Source organism: Roseovarius sp. (genome assembly GCF_965228755.1).
Lineage (GTDB): Bacteria > Pseudomonadota > Alphaproteobacteria > Rhodobacterales > Rhodobacteraceae > Roseovarius.
In genome coordinates this window covers 76,117-94,245 of the sequence record NZ_CBDDIG010000003.1, presented here as the reverse complement: position 1 = coordinate 94,245, position 18,129 = coordinate 76,117, and the positions used below count along the sequence as shown (strand labels likewise).

The window sequence follows — 18,129 nt, the reverse complement described above, 5'->3', positions numbered from 1 at the left end:
GAGCGAAACCCTGGGGTCGTTACCCCAAAGGTCGGGAGAAACCAAATGATCCAGATGCAGACCAATCTGGATGTGGCTGACAATTCCGGTGCCCGGAAGGTTCAGTGCATCAAGGTCCTGGGTGGTTCCAAGCGTAAATACGCCTCCGTCGGCGACGTGATCGTCGTCTCGGTGAAGGAAGCCATCCCCCGCGGCCGTGTGAAGAAGGGCGATGTCCGCAAGGCCGTCGTCGTGCGCACCGCCAAGGAAATCCGCCGTGAAGACGGCACCGCGATCCGCTTCGACCGCAACGCCGCCGTCATCCTGAACAACGCAGGTGACCCGATCGGCACCCGTATCTTCGGGCCGGTCGTGCGCGAGCTGCGCGCGAAGAACTACATGAAAATCATCTCGCTCGCCCCGGAGGTGCTGTAAGATGGCTGCTAAACTCAAGAAGGGCGACAAGGTCGTCGTGATCTCCGGCAAGGACAAGGGCAAGGAAGGCACAATCACTTCCGTCGACTCGAAAGCCGGCAAGGCCGTCGTCGACGGCGTGAACATGGCCATCCGCCACACCCGCCAGAGCCAGCAGAGCCAGGGCGGCCGCCTTCCCAAGGCGATGCCGATCGACCTGAGCAACCTGGCGATGCTCGACAAGAACGGCAAACCCACCCGCGTCGGCTTCAAGATCGACGGCGACAAGAAGGTGCGTTTCGCCAAGACCACGGGGGACGTGATCGATGCTTGATACCGAGAATTACACCCCGCGCCTGCGCCAGCAGTTCCGCGAGACGATCCGCCCCGCGCTGAAGGAAGAGTTCGGTTACACGAACGACATGATGATCCCGCGGCTGGACAAGATCGTCCTGAACATCGGCTGCGGCGCCGAGGCGGTGAAGGATTCCAAGAAGGCCAAGTCGGCCCAGGAAGACCTGACGCTGATCGCCGGTCAGAAGGCCGTCGTCACCAAGGCGAAGAAATCCATCGCCGGCTTCCGCGTGCGTGAAGACATGCCGCTGGGCGCGAAAGTGACCCTGCGCGGCGACCGGATGTACGAATTCCTCGATCGCCTGATCACCATCGCGATGCCCCGGATCCGCGACTTCCGCGGCGTGTCGGCCAAGTCCTTCGACGGCCGCGGCAACTATGCGCTGGGCCTGAAGGAGCACATCGTCTTCCCCGAAATCAACTTCGACAAGGTCGACGAGGTGTGGGGCATTGACATCATTATCGGAACCACGGCGAAGACCGACGCTGAAGCCAGGGCGCTGTTGAAGCATTTCAATATGCCCTTCACCAGCTGAGCCGGGAGGAATTTGACATGGCTAAAAAAGCAATGATCGAACGCGAGAAGAAGCGTCAGCGCCTGGTGAAGCAATACGCCGCCAAGCGTGCCGCTCTGAAGGAAATCATCAGCGACGAGTCGAAGCCGATGGAAGAACGCTTCCGTGCCTCGCTCAAGCTGGCGGAACTGCCGCGCAACAGCTCGGCCACCCGCCTGCATAACCGCTGCCAGCTCACCGGCCGGCCGCACGCCTACTACCGGAAACTGAAAGTCAGCCGGATCGCCCTGCGCGACCTCGGCTCGGCCGGTCAGATGCCGGGCGTGGTCAAGTCGAGCTGGTAAGGAGGGACATGAGATGAACGATCCTATCGGCGATATGCTGACCCGTATCCGCAACGCGGGCATGCGCGGCAAGTCCACCGTCATGGTGCCGGCCTCGAAGATGCGCGTGCGCGTGCTGAACGTGCTGGCGGACGAGGGCTATATCCGTGGCTTCGAAGATGCCACCGACAGCCGCGGCCACCCCGCCATCGAGGTCAGCCTGAAGTATTTCGAAGGCGCCCCCGCCATCCGCGAGATGAAGCGGGTCTCGAAACCCGGCCGCCGGGTGTACATGGGCGTCAAGGACATTCCGTCGGTCCGCCAGGGCCTCGGCGTGTCGATTGTCTCGACCCCGCAGGGTGTGATGTCGGATGCAAACGCACGGGCGGCCAACGTTGGCGGCGAAGTGCTTTGCACCGTATTCTAAGGAGGCCTGATTATGTCTCGTATCGGTAAACAACCCGTGGCCCTGCCCGATGGCGTCACTGCCTCGCTCAGCGGCCAGACGATCGAGGTGAAAGGCCCGAAGCAGACCAAAAGCTTCACCTTCACCGACGACGTCACCATCGCGATCGAGGACGGCCAGGTCACCGTTGCGCCGCGCGGCAAATCCAAGCGCGCGCGTCAGCAGTGGGGCATGAGCCGCACGATCATCGCCAACCTCGTTCACGGATCGAAAGAGCCCTTCAAGAAAGAGCTCGAAATCCAGGGCGTCGGTTACCGGGCGCAGGTTCAGGGCAATGTCCTGAAGCTGAACCTCGGCCTGTCGCACGATGTGGATTTCCCGATCCCGGAAGGTATCACTGTCACGGCGCCGAAGCCCACCGAACTGGTGGTCGAGGGCCATGACAAGCAGCTCGTCGGTGAAGTCGCGGCCAATATCCGCGACTGGCGGCGCCCGGAGCCCTACAAGGGCAAGGGCATCCGCTACAAGGGCGAGTATATCTTCCAGAAGGAAGGCAAGAAGAAGTAAGGACGCGACAGATGGCAAACAGCAAAAGACAACTGTTCCAGAAACGCCGCCTGCGCGTTCGGAGCAAACTTCGCAAGGTCAATGCCGGGCGTCCGCGCCTGAGCGTGCACCGCTCGTCGAAAAACATGAGCGTGCAGATCATCGACGATGTGAACGGCGTCACCCTGGCTTCGGCCTCGACGCTCGAGAAGGATCTCGGCTTCGTCGGCAAGAACACGATGGATGCGGCGAAGAAGATCGGCGCCACCATCGCCGAACGCGCCAAGGCGGCGGGCATCACCGAGGCCCAGTTCGACCGCGGCGGGTTCCTGTTTCACGGCCGGATCAAGGCGCTGGCGGATGCCGCGCGCGAAGGCGGCCTGAAAATCTAAGGCGCAGGTGCCCCGGTCTACCGGGGCGCCTCGATGATCCGGGTCGGGGGCACGAGGCCTTCCGACACCTGGATTGGACAAATTCTAGGCCCGCGAGGGCGCCAGGAAAGGATGCCAGATGGCAAGAGATGACAACCGCCGCGGAGGTCGCGATCGCGACGAAGCGCCGGAATTCGCCGATCGCCTTGTCGCGATCAACCGTGTTTCGAAAACCGTGAAGGGCGGCAAGCGCTTCGGGTTTGCAGCTCTCGTCGTCGTGGGCGACCAGAAGGGCCGCGTGGGCTTCGGCAAGGGCAAGGCCAAAGAGGTGCCCGAGGCGATCCGCAAGGCCACCGAGCAGGCCAAGCGCGGCATGATCCGCGTGCCGCTGCGCGAAGGCCGCACGCTGCACCATGACGGTTACGGCCGTCACGGCGCCGGCAAGGTGATCATGCGCACCGCGCCGCAAGGTACCGGTATCATCGCCGGTGGTCCGATGCGCGCCGTGTTCGAGATGCTGGGCGTTCAGGACGTAGTGGCCAAGTCGGTCGGCACGCAGAACCCCTACAACATGATCCGTGCCACGCTGGACGCGCTGCAGTTCCAGGCAAGCCCGCGTCACGTGGCACAGCGCCGCGGCAAGAAGGTCGCCGACATCCTGAAACGGGATGAAGGTCCGAAGGGCGAACACCCGGCCGACACGGCCGCGGAAGCGTAAGGAGACAGGGACATGGCCAAAACCATCGTCGTCAAGCAGGTGGGCTCGCCCATCCGCCGCCCCAAGGAACAGCGCGCCACGCTCGTTGGCCTGGGGCTGAACAAGATGCACAAGACCCGTGAGCTGGAAGACACCCCCTCGGTGCGCGGCATGATCAACAAGATCCCGCACCTGGTGGAAATCGTCGAAGAGCGCGGTTGAGTTAAGGTTTGGTGGGTTAGTACCCACCCTACGGATAGGCGCCCCGGTCAGAGATGGCCGGGGCGTTTTTCGTTTGTGGTTGTGGGGCAGAGGCAGCCCGAATAGCGCCGAAGGCGCCGGGCGAGCGCCGGCCCGTCCCCACGGGCAGGCGCTTTGTTCTTGGCACCATAAAGTGCGGGCCGGTGCCGTTGCAGCGCCTACCCACGGGCCGGCGCTCGCCCGGCGGCAGCGGTGTCGCGCCCCGGGCTTGACCCGGGGCCCCTGGCCGCGCGAGGTCCCGGCTCGGGGGCCGCGACGGGGGCCTGCGGCATTCCTCCCGTTGCCCCGGCGCGAGCGGTCTGCCAAAAGAGAAACAGATCCCCCGGAGACCCGCCCCCGTGCCCGCCATCGACCTTGAAACCCTGATCCGCGAGTTCATCACGCTTTTCGTCGTGATCGACCCGATCGGCACGCTGCCGGTCTTCTATTTCGCCGTCGCGGGCGTGCCGGAGAAGCTGCACTGGCGGCTGGCCGTGCGGGGTGTTCTCGTGGCCGCGATCGTGCTGATGGCGTTCCTCGTGCTGGGGCAGGTGGTGCTCGAGGCGATCGGGCTGCGACTGGGGTCGTTCCAGATCGCGGGCGGGCTGATCCTGTTCGTTTTCGCGCTGCAGATGATCTTTGGCGAGGCCAAGGCCGAGCGCGAGATCGAGGCGGCGGAGAAGGACCACATGAGCGGCGCGGTGTTCCCGCTGGCGATGCCCTCGATCGCCTCGCCGGGGGCGATGCTGGCGATCGTCATCCTGACCGACAACAACCGGAATTCCATTCCGGATCAGTCGGTTACGGCGGGACTCCTGGTGGTGGTGCTGCTGATCACGCTGCTGCTTCTGCTGTTGGCGAGCCGGTTGAAACGGGTGATCGGCAACACCGGGGCGAACGTGATCAGCCGGGTGATGGGGATGATCCTGGCGACGGTGGCGGTGGACGCGGTGCTGAGCGGGCTGGAAGTGGTGGGCGTGCTGAGCCTTGTGGGGGCGGGGTAGGAGAGGTGGATTTCACCCATCCTACGGGCGGCCCCTGTCGGACGCGATGTCCTAAGCGCCGTGGATCAGTGGCAATGGTAGGGTTTCGACCCGGCGTGGCAGCATTTTCCCGGAGGCGAACTCTTGCGGCATCCGCCGCTGTGCCAGACATCGTCTGCCAGTAAGCCCTGCGGCGCGCCCTGGTTGACTGCGAAAACCGGGCTGGACGAGGCCAGGATGCTGATGATCGCCGCTGTGATGAACCGCTTCATGTTAATCTCCCCCCACATGATGCGTTAACAGTTTACTAACTTTTTGCCTTTCGGGGTAAAAAATATCGAATTCGGGGAGGGGCAGGTTCGTCTAGCCGGCCGAAGTCGCGGGACGGGCAGGGGCCCGCCCGATCAATGCACAGCCCAGCGTCTCGCGCAGGGCCGCGGCCAGTTCGTCGACGGTTTCGGTCGAGACGTACATGCCGCCCGTCCGGTCGGCGAGGCACTTGGCGACGGTCGTGCCGTCATAGCCCTCGGCCTCGGGGCTGTTCCAGCTGAACGGGTCGTAGACCACGCGGAAACCGATGACGTGGACGGTGAGGTCGTACCCTTCCGCGGCCAATGTCGCGCCGAGGGCGCAGGGGCGGCCGCCGCAGGTTTCGTTGCCGTCGGTGACCAGCACGACGATGCCGGGGGTGCTGCGGTAGTCCAGCGTTTCCGCGGCCGCGAGGACGGAGGCGGCGAGCGGGGTGAGGCCCTGTGGGGCGAGGGTGTCGATGGCGCCGGTTATCGCGTCGGCCGCGTCGGGGATGGGGGCGAAGCGGAGGTCGATGCCGGTGCAGCTTCGGTCGCCGCCGGGGCCGTAGACGAGGAGGCCCACGCGGCGGAAGGGGGCGATCTGGGGCATGGCGCGGTGCATGGCCGTGCGGGCCTCGGCGATGCGGGTGGGCTGGCTGATGTCGGCGCCGATCTCGGCCATGGAGGCGGAGCCGTCGAAGACCAGCATGGCATCGGTGGCGCAGCTCGGGGCGGCGGGGCTGGACGCGAGGGCGAGGGCCGAGGCGAGGAGGGCGGCGCGGAGGGTCATGGGAGAAGGAGATAACGCGGGGGGCGAGAAATCAATCGGGTTTGGTTGGGGGGTGGCGGTTTCGGCTGGGGGCGCGCGGCGGGCGTCACCGGGGCCGTTGCGCCGCGGGTCCGCCCCGCGACCTCCGCCCCCGCACAGGCCCCTTGATCCGCCCGCGCAACCCGTCTATACGCGCCCGGTGGCCCGGGATGGGCCCGACTCGAAAACCAAGACATGCCGAGGTTGTCCTCACCCGCTTCGGGGGGCACATCCGGCTCAGGAGAAGCGATATGAAACTGAACGAACTGCGCGACAACGCGGGCGCGACCAAACCCCGCAAACGTGTCGGCCGTGGCCCGGGCTCGGGCATGGGCAAGACCGCCGGCCGTGGTATCAAGGGCCAGAAATCCCGTTCGGGCGTGGCCATCAAGGGCTATGAAGGCGGCCAGATGCCGCTCTACCAGCGTCTGCCCAAGCGTGGCTTCAACAAGCCGAACCGCAAGAAATACGCCGTGGTCAACCTCGGCCTGATCCAGAAATTCGTCGACGCCAAGAAGATCGACGCCGGCAAGCCGATCACCGAGGACGTGCTGGTCGAAAGCGGCCTCGTGCGCCGCAAGCTCGACGGCATCCGGGTGCTCGCCAAGGGCGAGATCAGCGGCAAGCTGACGCTGGAAGTCACCGGCGCGTCGAAATCGGCCGTCGAGGCGGTCGAGAAGGCGGGTGGCTCTCTGAATGTCACAACCGCGCAGGCGGCCGAATAAGAGGTTGTGAGCGGCCTTCGCGCCGCTTACATAGCCCCTAGTTTTCCTTAGGACGCCGCCTTTGCCGGAAAACGGCTCTGGCGGCGTTCGTTTATAAAGAAAAAGAGACCCGCGCATGGTATCCGCAGCAGAACAAATGGCCGCCAACACCAGTTGGTCCGCCCTTGGCAAGGCCACCGATCTTCGCAAGCGCATCCTGTTCACCATCGTCCTGCTCATCGTCTATCGCCTCGGCACCTATATTCCGGTTCCGGGCATCGACGGCGCCGCGCTTCGCGACTTCATGGATGATGCGAGCCAGGGCATCGGCGGGATGCTGTCGATGTTCACCGGCGGTGCGCTGGGGCGGATGGGGATCTTCGCGCTGGGGATCATGCCCTATATCTCGGCCTCGATCATCGTGCAGCTCATGACGGCCATGGTGCCGGCGCTGGAGCAGCTAAAGAAAGAGGGCGAGCAGGGGCGCAAGAAGATCAACCAGTACACCCGCTACGGCACGGTGGCCCTCGCGACGCTGCAATCCTACGGGCTTGCCATGAGCCTTGTCTCGGGCGACCTGGTACAGGCGGACCTTCCCGTGCCGTTCTTCGTGGCCTCCTGCATGATCACGCTGGTGGGCGGCACGATGTTCCTGATGTGGCTGGGCGAGCAGATCACCGCGCGAGGCGTGGGCAACGGCATCTCGCTGATCATCTTCGTGGGCATCATCGCCGAGATCCCGGCGGCGCTGGCCCAGTTCTTCGCCTCCGGCCGCAGCGGCGCGATCAGCCCGGCGGTGATCGTCGGCGTGATGATCATGGTGGTGGCCGTGATCGCCTTCGTGGTGTTCATGGAGCGCTCCTTGCGCAAGATCCACATCCAGTATCCGCGCCGCCAGGTCGGCATGAAGGTCTATGACGGCGGGTCGAGCCACCTGCCGGTCAAGGTGAACCCGGCGGGCGTGATCCCGGCGATCTTCGCCTCTTCGCTGCTGCTTCTTCCGGTGACGCTGTCGACCTTCTCGGGCCAGAACAGCGGGCCGGTGATGTCGACCATCTCGGCCTATTTCGGCCCCGGCCAGCCGCTCTACCTGGTGTTCTTCGCCGGGATGATCGTGTTCTTCGCCTATTTCTATACCTACAACGTGGCCTTCAAGCCCGATGACGTGGCCGACAACCTCAAGAACCAGAACGGCTTCGTTCCCGGCATCCGGCCCGGCAAGCGGACGGCGGAGTATCTCGAATACGTGGTCTCGCGCATCCTCGTGCTGGGTTCGGCCTACCTTGCGGCAGTTTGTCTCCTTCCCGAAATCCTTCGTAGCCAATTCGCCATTCCCTTCTATTTTGGCGGCACGTCGGTTCTCATCGTGGTGTCGGTTGTCATGGACACGATCCAGCAGGTGCAGTCGCATCTCCTGGCGCACCAGTACGAGGGCCTCATTGAAAAATCGCAATTGAGTGGCAAGGGACGCAAGCGCGCCCGTCGGAAAGGAACGGCACGCCGATGAATATCATTCTTCTTGGACCGCCCGGCGCGGGCAAAGGCACACAGGCGCAGATCCTTGTCGAGAAGCGGGGCATGATCCAGCTTTCGACCGGCGACATGCTGCGCGAGGCCAAGGACAGCGGCACCGAGATGGGCAAGGTCGTGGCCGAGGTGATGGCGCGCGGTGACCTGGTGACCGACGAGATCGTGATCGGGCTGATCCGGGAGAAGATCCAGGGCGAGAATGGCGGCGGGTTCATCTTCGACGGCTTCCCGCGCACGCTGGCCCAGGCCGATGCACTGGCCGATCTGCTGGAAGAGACCGGACAGACGCTGGATGCCGTGATCGAGCTTCAGGTGGATGACGAGGTTCTGGTGCGCCGCATCGTCGGGCGCGCCGAGGAGGCCGCGGCCGCCGGCCAGCCGGTGCGGGCCGACGACAACGAGGAAAGCCTCAAGCAGCGGCTGATGGAATATTACAAGAAGACCTCGCCGCTCATCGGCTATTACTATGCCAAGGGCCAGCTGACCTCGGTCGACGGGCTGGGCGCCATCGACGAGGTGTCGGGGGAGATCGACGGCAAGCTGGGCTGAGGCCCGCGCCCCACGCTTGGCGCTTTCACGGAAAGCGTCTAACCTCCGGTCCCACGGGTCGGAGGTTTTTTCATGAAGGTCATTTGCATCGCGGGGCTTGCCCTTCTGGCCACGCCGCTTCGGGCGGAGATGGATTTCGTCACCGACCGGGCGCTGTGCGGGCTGGAGATGATCGAGCGGCACGAGCGCGGCATGAGCTTTGACGGCAAGTGGTTTTCCGAGATCGAGTATTCCTGCGAACTGTCGGAGCCCATCCCGCGCCCCGACTGGACCCGGGACGCCACCCATATCCGCCCCGGCTACTGCGAGGAGCCCGGCGCGCTTTACCCCAAGGTTTTCGTGCTGCGGACCTTTCAATCGGAGCCGGGCCTGCTATATGTCTACGAGGACGAAACGGGCAGTGCGCGGGCTTATTTCCTGTGCAGTGACTGACAGGCCCCGCGGGGGGCTTGACGCCTTTGGCATTTGCTCCTAAGCACCACCATCTCATGAGAGAAAATGATTCTTTTCCGGGTCGCACCCGGGGCCGAATCGACCACCTGCATCAGCTGCGGCCCGGACGGAACCGTCTCGGGCCTACGTTGTGAAAAAAGGTTCTGGCACTACGGAACCGCAACACAAGAGGACACGACACTTGGCACGTATCGCCGGCGTTAACATCCCGACCCACAAACGGGTCCCGATCGCCCTGACATATATCACTGGTATCGGCCACTCCTCGGCCAAGGCCATCTGCGAAGCCGTCAACATCGACGTCACCCGCCGGGTGAACGAGTTGAGCGACGCCGAAGTGCTTGCCGTGCGCGAGCATATCGACGCCAACTACACCGTCGAGGGCGACCTGCGCCGCGATGTTCAGATGAACATCAAGCGGCTCATGGATCTCGGCTGCTACCGTGGCCTGCGCCACCGCCGGAACCTGCCGGTTCGCGGCCAGCGTACCCACACCAACGCCCGCACCCGCAAGGGCCCGGCGAAACCCATCGCCGGCAAGAAGAAGTAAGGGAGGGCAGCAGATATGGCACGTGATACCCGCCGCGGCGCACAGCGCGGCAAACGCAAGGTCTCGAAGAACATCGCCACGGGCGTGGCGCATGTGAACAGCTCTTTCAACAACACCAAGATCCTAATCTCGGACGTGCAGGGCAACGCGATCGCATGGTCTTCGGCCGGCACAATGGGCTTCAAGGGTTCGCGCAAGTCGACCCCCTACGCCGCCCAGATGGCAGCCGAGGATGCAGGCCGCAAGGCGCAGGAGCACGGCATGAAGACCCTCGAGGTCGAAGTGCAGGGCCCCGGTTCGGGCCGCGAAAGCGCCCTTCGCGCCCTGGCCGCGATCGGTTTCAACATCACGTCGATCCGTGACGTGACCCCGATCGCCCATAACGGCTGCCGCCCGCCGAAGCGTCGCCGGGTCTGATCTTACCGACTATCGGTGGGGCCGCGTGTTCGTTCACGGCCCCATTCCGTCATTTTAAACCTCGGGCGTTCTTGGCCTTCGGACATGGGGCCGAGAACAGGAATGGAGGGACCGCATGATCCACAAGAACTGGGCAGAACTGATCAAGCCGACGCAGCTGGACGTGAAGCCGGGCAACGACCCGCTGCGCCAGGCCACCGTCGTGGCCGAACCGCTCGAGCGCGGCTTCGGTCTGACCCTCGGCAACGCGCTGCGCCGCGTGCTGCTGTCGTCGCTTCAGGGCGCCGCGATCACCTCGGTGCAGATCGACAACGTGCTGCACGAATTCTCGTCGGTGGCCGGTGTGCGCGAAGACGTGACAGATATCGTCCTGAACCTCAAGGGCGTAGCCCTGCGCATGGAAGTGGAAGGGCCCAAGCGCCTGTCGATCTCGGCCAAGGGGCCGGGCGTCGTCACCGCCGGCGACATTTCCGACAGCGCGGGCATCGAGATCCTGAACAAGGATCACGTGATCTGTCACCTCGACGAGGGCGCCGACCTGTTCATGGAACTGACCGTGAACCAGGGCAAGGGCTATGTCGCCGCCGACAAGAACAAGCCGGAAGACGCGCCGATCGGCCTCATTCCGGTCGACGCGATCTATTCGCCGGTCGTCAAGGTCAGCTATGACGTGCAGCCCACCCGCGAGGGCCAGGTGCTGGACTATGACAAGCTGACCATGAAGGTCGACACCGACGGGTCGGTCACGCCGGACGACGCGGTGGCCTATGCCGCCCGCATCCTGCAGGACCAGCTTTCGATCTTCGTCAACTTCGAGGAACCCGAATCCGCCGGCCGCCAGGACGAGGATGACGGGCTGGAGTTCAACCCGCTGCTTCTCAAGAAGGTCGACGAGCTCGAGCTTTCAGTGCGGTCCGCGAACTGCCTGAAGAACGACAATATCGTCTATATCGGCGACCTGATCCAGAAGACCGAAGCCGAGATGCTGCGCACCCCGAACTTCGGCCGCAAGTCGCTGAACGAGATCAAGGAAGTGCTTTCGGGCATGGGCCTGCACCTCGGCATGGATGTCGAGGACTGGCCGCCGGACAACATCGAGGATCTGGCGAAGAAATTCGAGGATCAGTTCTAAGCATTGGTGGGTTTCACCCACCCTACGGGAGATCGTAGGGTGGGGGGCAACCCGCCGCACAATGGGCGTCGAGCCCCAAGGAGAGCCGGTGACACGCATCGCCGGCCGGACAAAGCAAAACCGCCCGTAGAGGGCAAATAGGAGTAAGAAACATGCGTCACGCACGAGGCTACCGCCGCCTGAACCGCACCCACGAGCACCGCAAGGCGCTGTGGGCGAACATGGCCGGCTCGCTCATCGAACACGAACAGATCAAGACCACCCTGCCCAAGGCGAAAGAGCTCAAGCGGGTGATCGACAAGCTCATCACGCTGGGCAAGCGCGGCGACGTGCATGCGCGCCGCCAGGCCGCCGCCCAGCTCAAGCAAGACATCCACGTCGCCAAGCTCTTCGACGTGCTGGGCCCGCGCTACAAGGAACGCTCGGGCGGCTATGCCCGCGTCCTGAAGGCCGGCTTCCGCTATGGTGACATGGCGCCGATGGCGATCATCGAACTGGTCGACCGCGACCTCGACGCCAAGGGCAAGGCCGACAAGGAGCGCGTCGCGCTCGAGGATGCCGACGAAGAATAAGAAACCGCCCTTCCGGGCTTGTTTCCACCCCCGCCGGTTCCGCTGGCGGGGGTTTTTCTATCCCGCCCCACGTTTCTTCTGGCCGGAAATATCCCGGGGGGTCCGGGGGGCTGGCCCCCAGGGTGCCGGCCACGGGCGCCCACGCCCGCATTTTTCACGTGACATGCCCGGCAAGCCCCGCTAGCGTGCCCCCCATGACACGCACCTTTGCCGCATTCTGGTATTTTTATGCTCCGAGCCATATGGCGGCGGGAAGGGTCTGCGCGTTCTGACAAAACGTTGACAGTGACACACCAAACCGAACCGCCCTCACCGGCGGTTTTTTCATGTCACCGCCGGGGGCCAGCCCGAAGGACAGATCCCATGGCGACGACGACACAGAACCTCCGCATCACGAAGATGCACGAACTCCTCTCCCCCGCGACGGTGCGCGCGCGGCATCCCGTGAGTGACCCGGCCGCACAGACGGTGCAGGAGGGCCGCGCCGCGATCCGCGCCATTCTCGACGGGCGCGACGACCGGATCGTCGCGGTGGTCGGGCCCTGCTCGATCCACGATCCGGTGGCGGCGGTGGAGTATGCCGGCCGCCTGCGTACCCTGCGGGACGAGCTGTCGGACGCGGTGGAGCTTGTCATGCGGGCCTATTTCGAGAAGCCCCGCACCATCGGCGGCTGGAAGGGGCTGATCAACGATCCGGGCATCGACGGCTCTTTCCGCATCAACGAGGGGATCGAGACGGCGCGCACGCTTCTGCTGCAACTGGCCGAGATGGGCTTGCCGGTGGGGACGGAGTTCCTCGATACCACGGTGCCGCAATACATTGCCGACTTCGTGGCCTGGGGCGCCATCGGGGCGCGGACGACGGAAAGCCAGATCCACCGCGAGATGGCGTCGGGCCTGTCCTGCCCGGTGGGGTTCAAGAATGGCACCCGCGGCAACGTGCAGATCGCCATCGACGCCGTGCGCTCGGCCGCGCAGCCACATCATTTCATGGGGCTGACGGAGGAGGGGCAGGCGGCCATCGTCGGCACCGGCGGGAATGCCGACTGCCACGTCATCCTGCGCGGCGGGGGCGGCACGAATTACGATGCGGCCTCGGTCGAGGCGGCTTGCGCGAAAATGGTGAATGACGGTTTGCGGCCGCAGGTGATGATCGACGCGAGCCACGCCAACAGCGGCAAGGACCCCGAGAAACAGCCGGAGGTGCTGGACGAGATCGGCGCGCAGGTGGCGGCGGGCGACCGCCGGATCACCGGCGTGATGGTGGAAAGCCACCTTGTCGCGGGCGCCCAGAAGGTGGGGCAGGGGCCGCTGGTCTACGGCCAGTCGATCACCGATGGCTGCCTTGGCTGGGAGAAGACGGAAACCGCGCTGCACGGCTTGGCCGACGCCGTGCGCGCGCGGCGGGGCGGGCTGGCCCGCAAGGCGGGCTGAGCCCCGCCCGGGCCGGGCCCTGCAACGGGGCCCGGCAACCTTCATGACAACTTGCAATCCGCCCGCCGGCCCAGCATATCAGAGGGGCAGCCGAGAAAACGGAGGGCGGACATGCGTTGGATACTGGTCATCTGTCTCCTCCTCGCCGGCCTGTCCGCCCGGGCCGAGATGCAGGTGCCGACCAGCCAGGTCGAGATCCAGACCGGTTTCGTGCCGGTGGTGAAGAAGGTCTCTCCGGCGGTGGTGAACATCTATGCCCGCCGGGTGGTCAGCGTGCAGAGCCCGTTTTCCAGCGACCCGTTCTTCCAGGACCTGTTCCGCGATTTCGGCACGCCGCGGCAGCGGGTGCAGAACAGCCTTGGTTCGGGCGTGATCCTCGGGAAAGACGGGATCGTGGTGTCGAATTACCACGTGGTGGGGGAGGCCACGGATATTCGCGTCGTGCTCAACGACCGGCGGGAGTTTTCGGCCAAGGTGCTTCTGGCCGACGAGGAGAGCGACCTTGCCATCCTGCAGATGGAGAACGCCCGCGACATGCCGGCGCTGACCCTGCGGGACAGCGATACGGTGCAGGTGGGCGAGCTGGTGCTGGCGCTGGGCAACCCGTTCGGGGTGGGGCAGACGGTCAGCAGCGGGATCGTCTCGGGGCTCGCGCGGTCGGGCACCGCGACCGGCAACGCGCGGGGCTATTTCATCCAGACCGATGCGCCGATCAACCCCGGCAACTCGGGCGGTGCGCTGGTCGACGTGAATGGCAGCCTGATCGGCATCAACACCTCGATCCTCAGCCGCTCGGGCGGGTCGAACGGGATCGGCTTCGCCATCCCCTCGCGGCTGGTGTCGCAATTCGTGGCACAGGCGCGCGACGGCAAGAGCGTGTTCGAGCGGCCGTGGGCGGGGATGGATGGCCAGCCGGTGACGGCGGACATGGCCGAGGGGCTGGGGCTGGCGGCGCCGGGCGGCGTGGTGATCTCGCAGCTTCACCCGGCCAGCAGCTTCCTCGAGGCGGGCTACCAGCCGGGGGACGTGATCACCGCGGTCGAGGGGCACCCCGTGAACACCCCGGCCGAGATGATTTTTCGCATGTCGGTAACCGGCATCGGCGCGGAGGCGCGGATCGCCCATGTGCGCAACGGCGAGCGGGGCGAGGCAACGGTGCGCCTGATCGCGGCGCCGGACGTGCCGCCGCGCGGGCAGCTGACGACGGGGCGGAACGCGGCCATTCCCGGCATGGTGCTGTCGACGGTGAACCCGGCGGTGATCGGGGAGTACGGCCTGCCGCTGTCGGCGCAGGGCGTGGTGGTCGACGACCCCGGCCAGATCGGGCTGCGCGCCGGGCTTCGGGCGGGGGATATCCTGCGCGGGATCAATGATGTGACGGTCGAAACCGCGACCGAGGCCGAGGCCGCGCTGGAGGAGGCGCGGCGGCACCTGTTCCTCGACGTGCAGCGCGGCACCCAACGCATGACCATGCGGTTCCGGTTGTAAGCCGATGAGCGACCTGTTCGATACCCAGCCCGAGGCGCTGCCCGACACCGCACCGCGCCCGCTGGCCGACCGGCTGCGTCCGCGCAAGCTGTCGGACGTGATTGGCCAGCAGCAGATGCTGGGGCCGGAGGGGCCGCTGGGGGTGATGCTGGCCTCGAACAGCCTTGGCTCGCTGGTGTTCTGGGGGCCGCCGGGGGTGGGAAAGACCACCATTGCAAGGCTCCTGGCGGACGAGACCGACCTGCATTTCGTGCAGATCAGCGCGATCTTCACCGGCGTGCCGGACCTGCGGCGGGTGTTCGACGAGGCCAAGCACCGCCGCGCGAACGGGCAGGGGACGCTGCTGTTCGTCGACGAGATCCACCGGTTCAACAAGGCCCAGCAGGACAGTTTCCTGCCGCATATGGAGGATGGCACCATCCTTCTCGTGGGGGCCACGACCGAGAACCCCAGCTTCGAGCTGAACGCCGCGTTGCTGAGCCGGGCGCAGGTCTTCGTGCTGGAACGGCTGTCGCTGGCCGACCTGGAACTGCTGACGCAGCGGGCCGAGGCGGAAATCGGCAAGCCGCTGCCCCTCGACGGCCCGGCGCGCGAGGCGCTGCTGGAGATGGCCGATGGCGACGGGCGGGCGCTTCTGAACCTGATCGAGCAGGTGGCGGCGTGGAAGACCGACGGCAAGCTCGACGTCAAGGGCCTGACCTCGCGGCTGATGCGGCGGGCGGCGAAGTATGACAAGAGCGGCGACGAGCATTACAACCTCATATCCGCGCTGCACAAGTCGGTGCGCGGGTCCGACCCCGATGCCGCGCTCTACTGGTTCGCGCGGATGCTGGAAGGGGGCGAGGACCCCCGTTACCTGGCCCGGCGCATCACCCGGATGGCGGTGGAGGATATCGGCCTGGCCGACCCGCAGGCGCAGACCCACTGCCTGCACGCCTGGGAGGTGTACGAGCGCCTCGGCAGCCCCGAGGGGGAGCTGGCCATCGCGCAGGCGCTGACCTACCTGGCGCTGGCGCCCAAGTCGAACGCGGCCTACAATGCCTACAAGGAGGCGCGGAGACAGGCCCAAAAGACCGGCAGCCTGTCGCCGCCCAAGCATATCCTGAACGCGCCCACCAAGCTGATGAAGGAGCAGGGTTACGGCAAGGGCTATGCCTATGACCACGATGCCGAGGACGGGTTTTCCGGGCAGGATTACTTCCCCGAGGGCATGAAGCGCCCGGTGCTGTACCAGCCGGTCGAGCGCGGGTTCGAACGGGAGTTGAAGAAACGCGTGGATTATTTCGCCAAGCTTCGGACCAAGCGCAACGAGTGAGCGGGCCCGGGTGGCGGATGCAATCGCCGCGTCAGGAAATGTCGTTTTCTGACCGCCCCGTCAGATCGGTGACGGGAGGGGCGGCGCGACCGCGACGTAAGCCGCTTTCACAGCGGGCCCTATCCATGCGGCTTTCTTCAAAAAATCGTGGAAAGGCAAACTCCACACTGGAAGACTCGCCGATTTCGTGTTTTGCTATCAATATGTCGCATTCAAGCCGCCCGAAATCCGATAAGGGAGAGAAGCTTTGACGGTGATACCGCAATCCCGCGGACCGTCCGACATTATGAAGAATTCCAGGGAGACAATATGACCAAGAGAACAGATCAATTCCTGATTGATCGGCTCGCCGAAGCCGCCCGCGAGGGGAAGATTTCGCGCCGGTCCTTCATGAACTATTCGCTGGCCGCCGGCATGTCCGCCTCGGCCGCCACGGGGCTCTGGACCACCAAGGCGAACGCCCAGCCCAAGCAGGGCGGCACCTTCCGCGTCGGGATGCATGACGGCAACTCCTCGGACACCCACGACCCCGGCCAGTACGTGTCGCGGCAGCAGATCTACCTCGCGCACCAGTATCGCAGCTACCTGACCCTGATCGAGCCCGATGGCTCTCTCGGCCCGGACCTTGCCAGCGACTGGTCGGCGAACGAGGACGCGTCGGTCTGGACCTTCGAGATCAACCCCGATGCCTCGTTCCACAGCGGCCGGCCGGTGATGGCCTCGGACGTTGTCGCCTCGCTCAACCACCACCGCGGCGAGGAAAGCACCTCGGCGGCGAAATCCCTGCTGACGTCGGTGACCGATGTCACGACGGATGGCGATCACACCGTCGTCGTCTCGCTGGAAAGCGGCATCGCCGACCTGCCCTGGCTGATGACCGACTATCACCTCGCCATCTGCCCCGGCAACGAGGATGGCAGCATCGACTGGCAGTCGGGCGACGGCTCGGGCCCCTACAAGATCGACCAGGGCGAATGGGGCGTCAGCTGGAAGCTGAGCCGGCATGACGGCTGGCACCTCGAAGGCGCCTATTTCGACAAGGTCGAGATGCTGGTGCTGAACGACCCGAACGCCCGCCAGACCGCGCTGGTGACCGGCGATGTCGACGCGGTGTCGCTGATCGACATCAAGACCTCGGCGCTGCTGGAGCGCGACCCGAACATCGAGATCGAGAACGTGCCCTCGGCGGCCGCGATCACCATGCCGATGTTCTGCGACACGGCGCCGTTCGACGATGTCAACGTGCGCAACGCGCTGAAACTGTCGATCGACCGCAACGAGATCATCGAGAAGATCGCCTTCGGCGCGGCCACGATCGGCAACGACTTCCACCATTCCCCGGCCCAGCCCTACTGGCCCGAGGATATCGAACAGCGGGAATACGACCCGGACCAGGCCAAGTCGCTTCTGAAGAAGGCCGGCGCCGAGGACCTCACGGTCAGCATCTCGACCGCCGACAGCCTGTTCTCGGGCGCGGTGGACCTGTGCGTTCTGTACGCCGAACAGGCCAAGCAGGCGGGCATCACCGTCAAGGTCGTACGCGAGCCGAACGACGGCTACTATTCCGACGTCTGGCTGAAGAAACCGTTCTGCGCGGTGTCCTGGGGCGCGCGCCCCACGCCCGACGTGATGTACACGCTGGCCTACAAGGCCGACGCCGACTGGAACGAGAGCCGCTGGCAGAACGAGGAGTTCAACGACCTTCTGCTGAAAGCCAAGTCGGAGCTCGACGACAGCCTGCGTGCCGAGATGTACCACGACATGGCCATCCTCGCGAAGGACGACGGCGGGACGATCATCCCGATGTTCAACAACTTCGTCTACGCGCGCCGGGCCAACGTGAAGCGGGGCGAGAACCTCGCCGCCAGCTGGGAGCTTGACGGCGCCCGCGGCCCAAGCCGCTGGTGGTTCGAAGACTGATCCAGAAAGGGCCCGGCGCCATGTGCGCCGGGCCTTGCCATTCGGCCGCCCCGGCGGCCCAAGACGAAGAAGAAAAGGGGACCAGGACCGACATCACACCACAATCGAAGAATCCGGTCTTCGTACGGCCTCTGAATGA

24 protein-coding genes are annotated in these 18,129 nt (G+C 65.1%); 22 read left to right on the top strand and 2 right to left on the bottom strand.

Features of this window, described 5'->3' with window-relative positions; translation table 11 throughout:
- The first annotated feature begins 45 nt into the window (after window positions 1-45).
- The 10 genes from rplN to ACO07J_RS01950 all read left to right on the top strand — a co-directional run bounded on the left by rplN (window position 46) and on the right by ACO07J_RS01950 (window position 4,849).
- The gene (gene rplN / locus ACO07J_RS01995; RefSeq protein WP_057819253.1) at window positions 46-414 is read left to right on the top strand and encodes a 50S ribosomal protein L14; all 369 of its coding nucleotides are present in this window, start codon (window positions 46-48) and stop codon (window positions 412-414) included.
- A gap of 1 nt (window position 415) precedes the next feature.
- Window positions 416-727: a 50S ribosomal protein L24 gene (gene rplX, locus ACO07J_RS01990; protein WP_422025809.1), complete on the top strand. Its 312-nt coding sequence runs from the start codon at window positions 416-418 to the stop codon at window positions 725-727.
- Window positions 720-1,283 (top strand): 50S ribosomal protein L5, encoded by a 564-nt coding sequence (gene rplE / locus ACO07J_RS01985; protein ID WP_422025807.1) that lies wholly within the window; start codon window positions 720-722, stop codon window positions 1,281-1,283. The genes rplX and rplE overlap by 8 nt, the downstream gene beginning before the upstream one ends.
- A gap of 17 nt (window positions 1,284-1,300) precedes the next feature.
- Window positions 1,301-1,606: a 30S ribosomal protein S14 gene (gene rpsN / locus ACO07J_RS01980; protein ID WP_057819247.1), complete on the top strand. Its 306-nt coding sequence runs from the start codon at window positions 1,301-1,303 to the stop codon at window positions 1,604-1,606.
- 13 nt (window positions 1,607-1,619) lie between these two features.
- Window positions 1,620-2,012 (top strand): 30S ribosomal protein S8, encoded by a 393-nt coding sequence (gene rpsH / locus ACO07J_RS01975; RefSeq protein WP_057819245.1) that lies wholly within the window; start codon window positions 1,620-1,622, stop codon window positions 2,010-2,012.
- Between the two features lie 12 nt (window positions 2,013-2,024).
- A complete protein-coding gene (rplF, locus tag ACO07J_RS01970; protein WP_422025804.1) occupies window positions 2,025-2,558 on the top strand; it encodes a 50S ribosomal protein L6 in 534 nt (177 codons plus the stop codon).
- Between the two features lie 11 nt (window positions 2,559-2,569).
- Entirely contained in the window at window positions 2,570-2,929 is a 360-nt protein-coding gene (gene rplR, locus ACO07J_RS01965) for a 50S ribosomal protein L18 (protein WP_057819241.1), read from the top strand.
- A gap of 118 nt (window positions 2,930-3,047) precedes the next feature.
- Window positions 3,048-3,626 carry a 30S ribosomal protein S5 gene (rpsE, locus tag ACO07J_RS01960; protein ID WP_057819239.1) on the top strand — a complete coding sequence of 193 codons (579 nt, stop codon included), beginning with the start codon at window positions 3,048-3,050 and terminating at the stop codon, window positions 3,624-3,626.
- Window positions 3,627-3,638: 12 nt separating this feature from the next.
- The gene (gene rpmD, locus ACO07J_RS01955) at window positions 3,639-3,827 is read left to right on the top strand and encodes a 50S ribosomal protein L30 (protein ID WP_057819237.1); all 189 of its coding nucleotides are present in this window, start codon (window positions 3,639-3,641) and stop codon (window positions 3,825-3,827) included.
- Window positions 3,828-4,204: 377 nt separating this feature from the next.
- Entirely contained in the window at window positions 4,205-4,849 is a 645-nt protein-coding gene (locus ACO07J_RS01950; protein ID WP_422025801.1) for a MarC family protein, read from the top strand.
- Between the two features lie 65 nt (window positions 4,850-4,914).
- Here the strand turns inward: ACO07J_RS01950 and ACO07J_RS01945 are convergent, their stop codons facing one another.
- Complete coding sequence (locus tag ACO07J_RS01945; protein ID WP_422025799.1) at window positions 4,915-5,100, bottom strand: hypothetical protein; 186 nt, start codon at window positions 5,098-5,100, stop codon at window positions 4,915-4,917.
- A 91-nt stretch (window positions 5,101-5,191) separates the two neighbouring features.
- Window positions 5,192-5,908, bottom strand: a complete 717-nt coding sequence (locus ACO07J_RS01940) for a vWA domain-containing protein (protein ID WP_422025798.1) — start codon at window positions 5,906-5,908, stop codon at window positions 5,192-5,194.
- Window positions 5,909-6,177: 269 nt separating this feature from the next.
- Between ACO07J_RS01940 and rplO the strand changes: the two genes are divergently transcribed.
- The 12 genes from rplO (at window position 6,178) to ACO07J_RS01880 (ending at window position 17,990) form a co-directional block, all read left to right on the top strand.
- Window positions 6,178-6,651, top strand: coding sequence for a 50S ribosomal protein L15 (gene rplO / locus ACO07J_RS01935; RefSeq protein ID WP_422025796.1), 474 nt, complete (start codon window positions 6,178-6,180; stop codon window positions 6,649-6,651).
- Between the two features lie 115 nt (window positions 6,652-6,766).
- Entirely contained in the window at window positions 6,767-8,137 is a 1,371-nt protein-coding gene (gene secY, locus ACO07J_RS01930; protein ID WP_422025794.1) for a preprotein translocase subunit SecY, read from the top strand.
- Entirely contained in the window at window positions 8,134-8,709 is a 576-nt protein-coding gene (locus tag ACO07J_RS01925; RefSeq protein WP_422025792.1) for an adenylate kinase, read from the top strand. Before secY ends, ACO07J_RS01925 begins: the two co-directional genes overlap by 4 nt.
- Before the next feature lie 72 nt (window positions 8,710-8,781).
- Window positions 8,782-9,141, top strand: coding sequence for a hypothetical protein (locus ACO07J_RS01920; protein WP_422025790.1), 360 nt, complete (start codon window positions 8,782-8,784; stop codon window positions 9,139-9,141).
- Between the two features lie 202 nt (window positions 9,142-9,343).
- Window positions 9,344-9,712, top strand: coding sequence for a 30S ribosomal protein S13 (gene rpsM / locus ACO07J_RS01915; RefSeq protein WP_422025788.1), 369 nt, complete (start codon window positions 9,344-9,346; stop codon window positions 9,710-9,712).
- A 15-nt stretch (window positions 9,713-9,727) separates the two neighbouring features.
- Window positions 9,728-10,129 carry a 30S ribosomal protein S11 gene (rpsK, locus tag ACO07J_RS01910; RefSeq protein WP_422025786.1) on the top strand — a complete coding sequence of 134 codons (402 nt, stop codon included), beginning with the start codon at window positions 9,728-9,730 and terminating at the stop codon, window positions 10,127-10,129.
- 115 nt (window positions 10,130-10,244) lie between these two features.
- Window positions 10,245-11,261 carry a DNA-directed RNA polymerase subunit alpha gene (locus ACO07J_RS01905; protein ID WP_300895683.1) on the top strand — a complete coding sequence of 339 codons (1,017 nt, stop codon included), beginning with the start codon at window positions 10,245-10,247 and terminating at the stop codon, window positions 11,259-11,261.
- A 152-nt stretch (window positions 11,262-11,413) separates the two neighbouring features.
- Window positions 11,414-11,833, top strand: a complete 420-nt coding sequence (gene rplQ / locus ACO07J_RS01900) for a 50S ribosomal protein L17 (RefSeq protein ID WP_350131053.1) — start codon at window positions 11,414-11,416, stop codon at window positions 11,831-11,833.
- Between the two features lie 363 nt (window positions 11,834-12,196).
- Window positions 12,197-13,267, top strand: coding sequence for a 3-deoxy-7-phosphoheptulonate synthase (locus ACO07J_RS01895; RefSeq protein ID WP_422025783.1), 1,071 nt, complete (start codon window positions 12,197-12,199; stop codon window positions 13,265-13,267).
- Window positions 13,268-13,378: 111 nt separating this feature from the next.
- Window positions 13,379-14,755, top strand: a complete 1,377-nt coding sequence (locus ACO07J_RS01890) for a trypsin-like peptidase domain-containing protein (protein ID WP_422025781.1) — start codon at window positions 13,379-13,381, stop codon at window positions 14,753-14,755.
- A 4-nt stretch (window positions 14,756-14,759) separates the two neighbouring features.
- Window positions 14,760-16,070: a replication-associated recombination protein A gene (locus ACO07J_RS01885; protein ID WP_422025778.1), complete on the top strand. Its 1,311-nt coding sequence runs from the start codon at window positions 14,760-14,762 to the stop codon at window positions 16,068-16,070.
- A gap of 309 nt (window positions 16,071-16,379) precedes the next feature.
- On the top strand, window positions 16,380-17,990 hold the full coding sequence (locus ACO07J_RS01880) for an ABC transporter substrate-binding protein (RefSeq protein ID WP_422025776.1): 1,611 nt from the start codon (window positions 16,380-16,382) through the stop codon (window positions 17,988-17,990).
- Window positions 17,991-18,129: the final 139 nt, after the last annotated feature.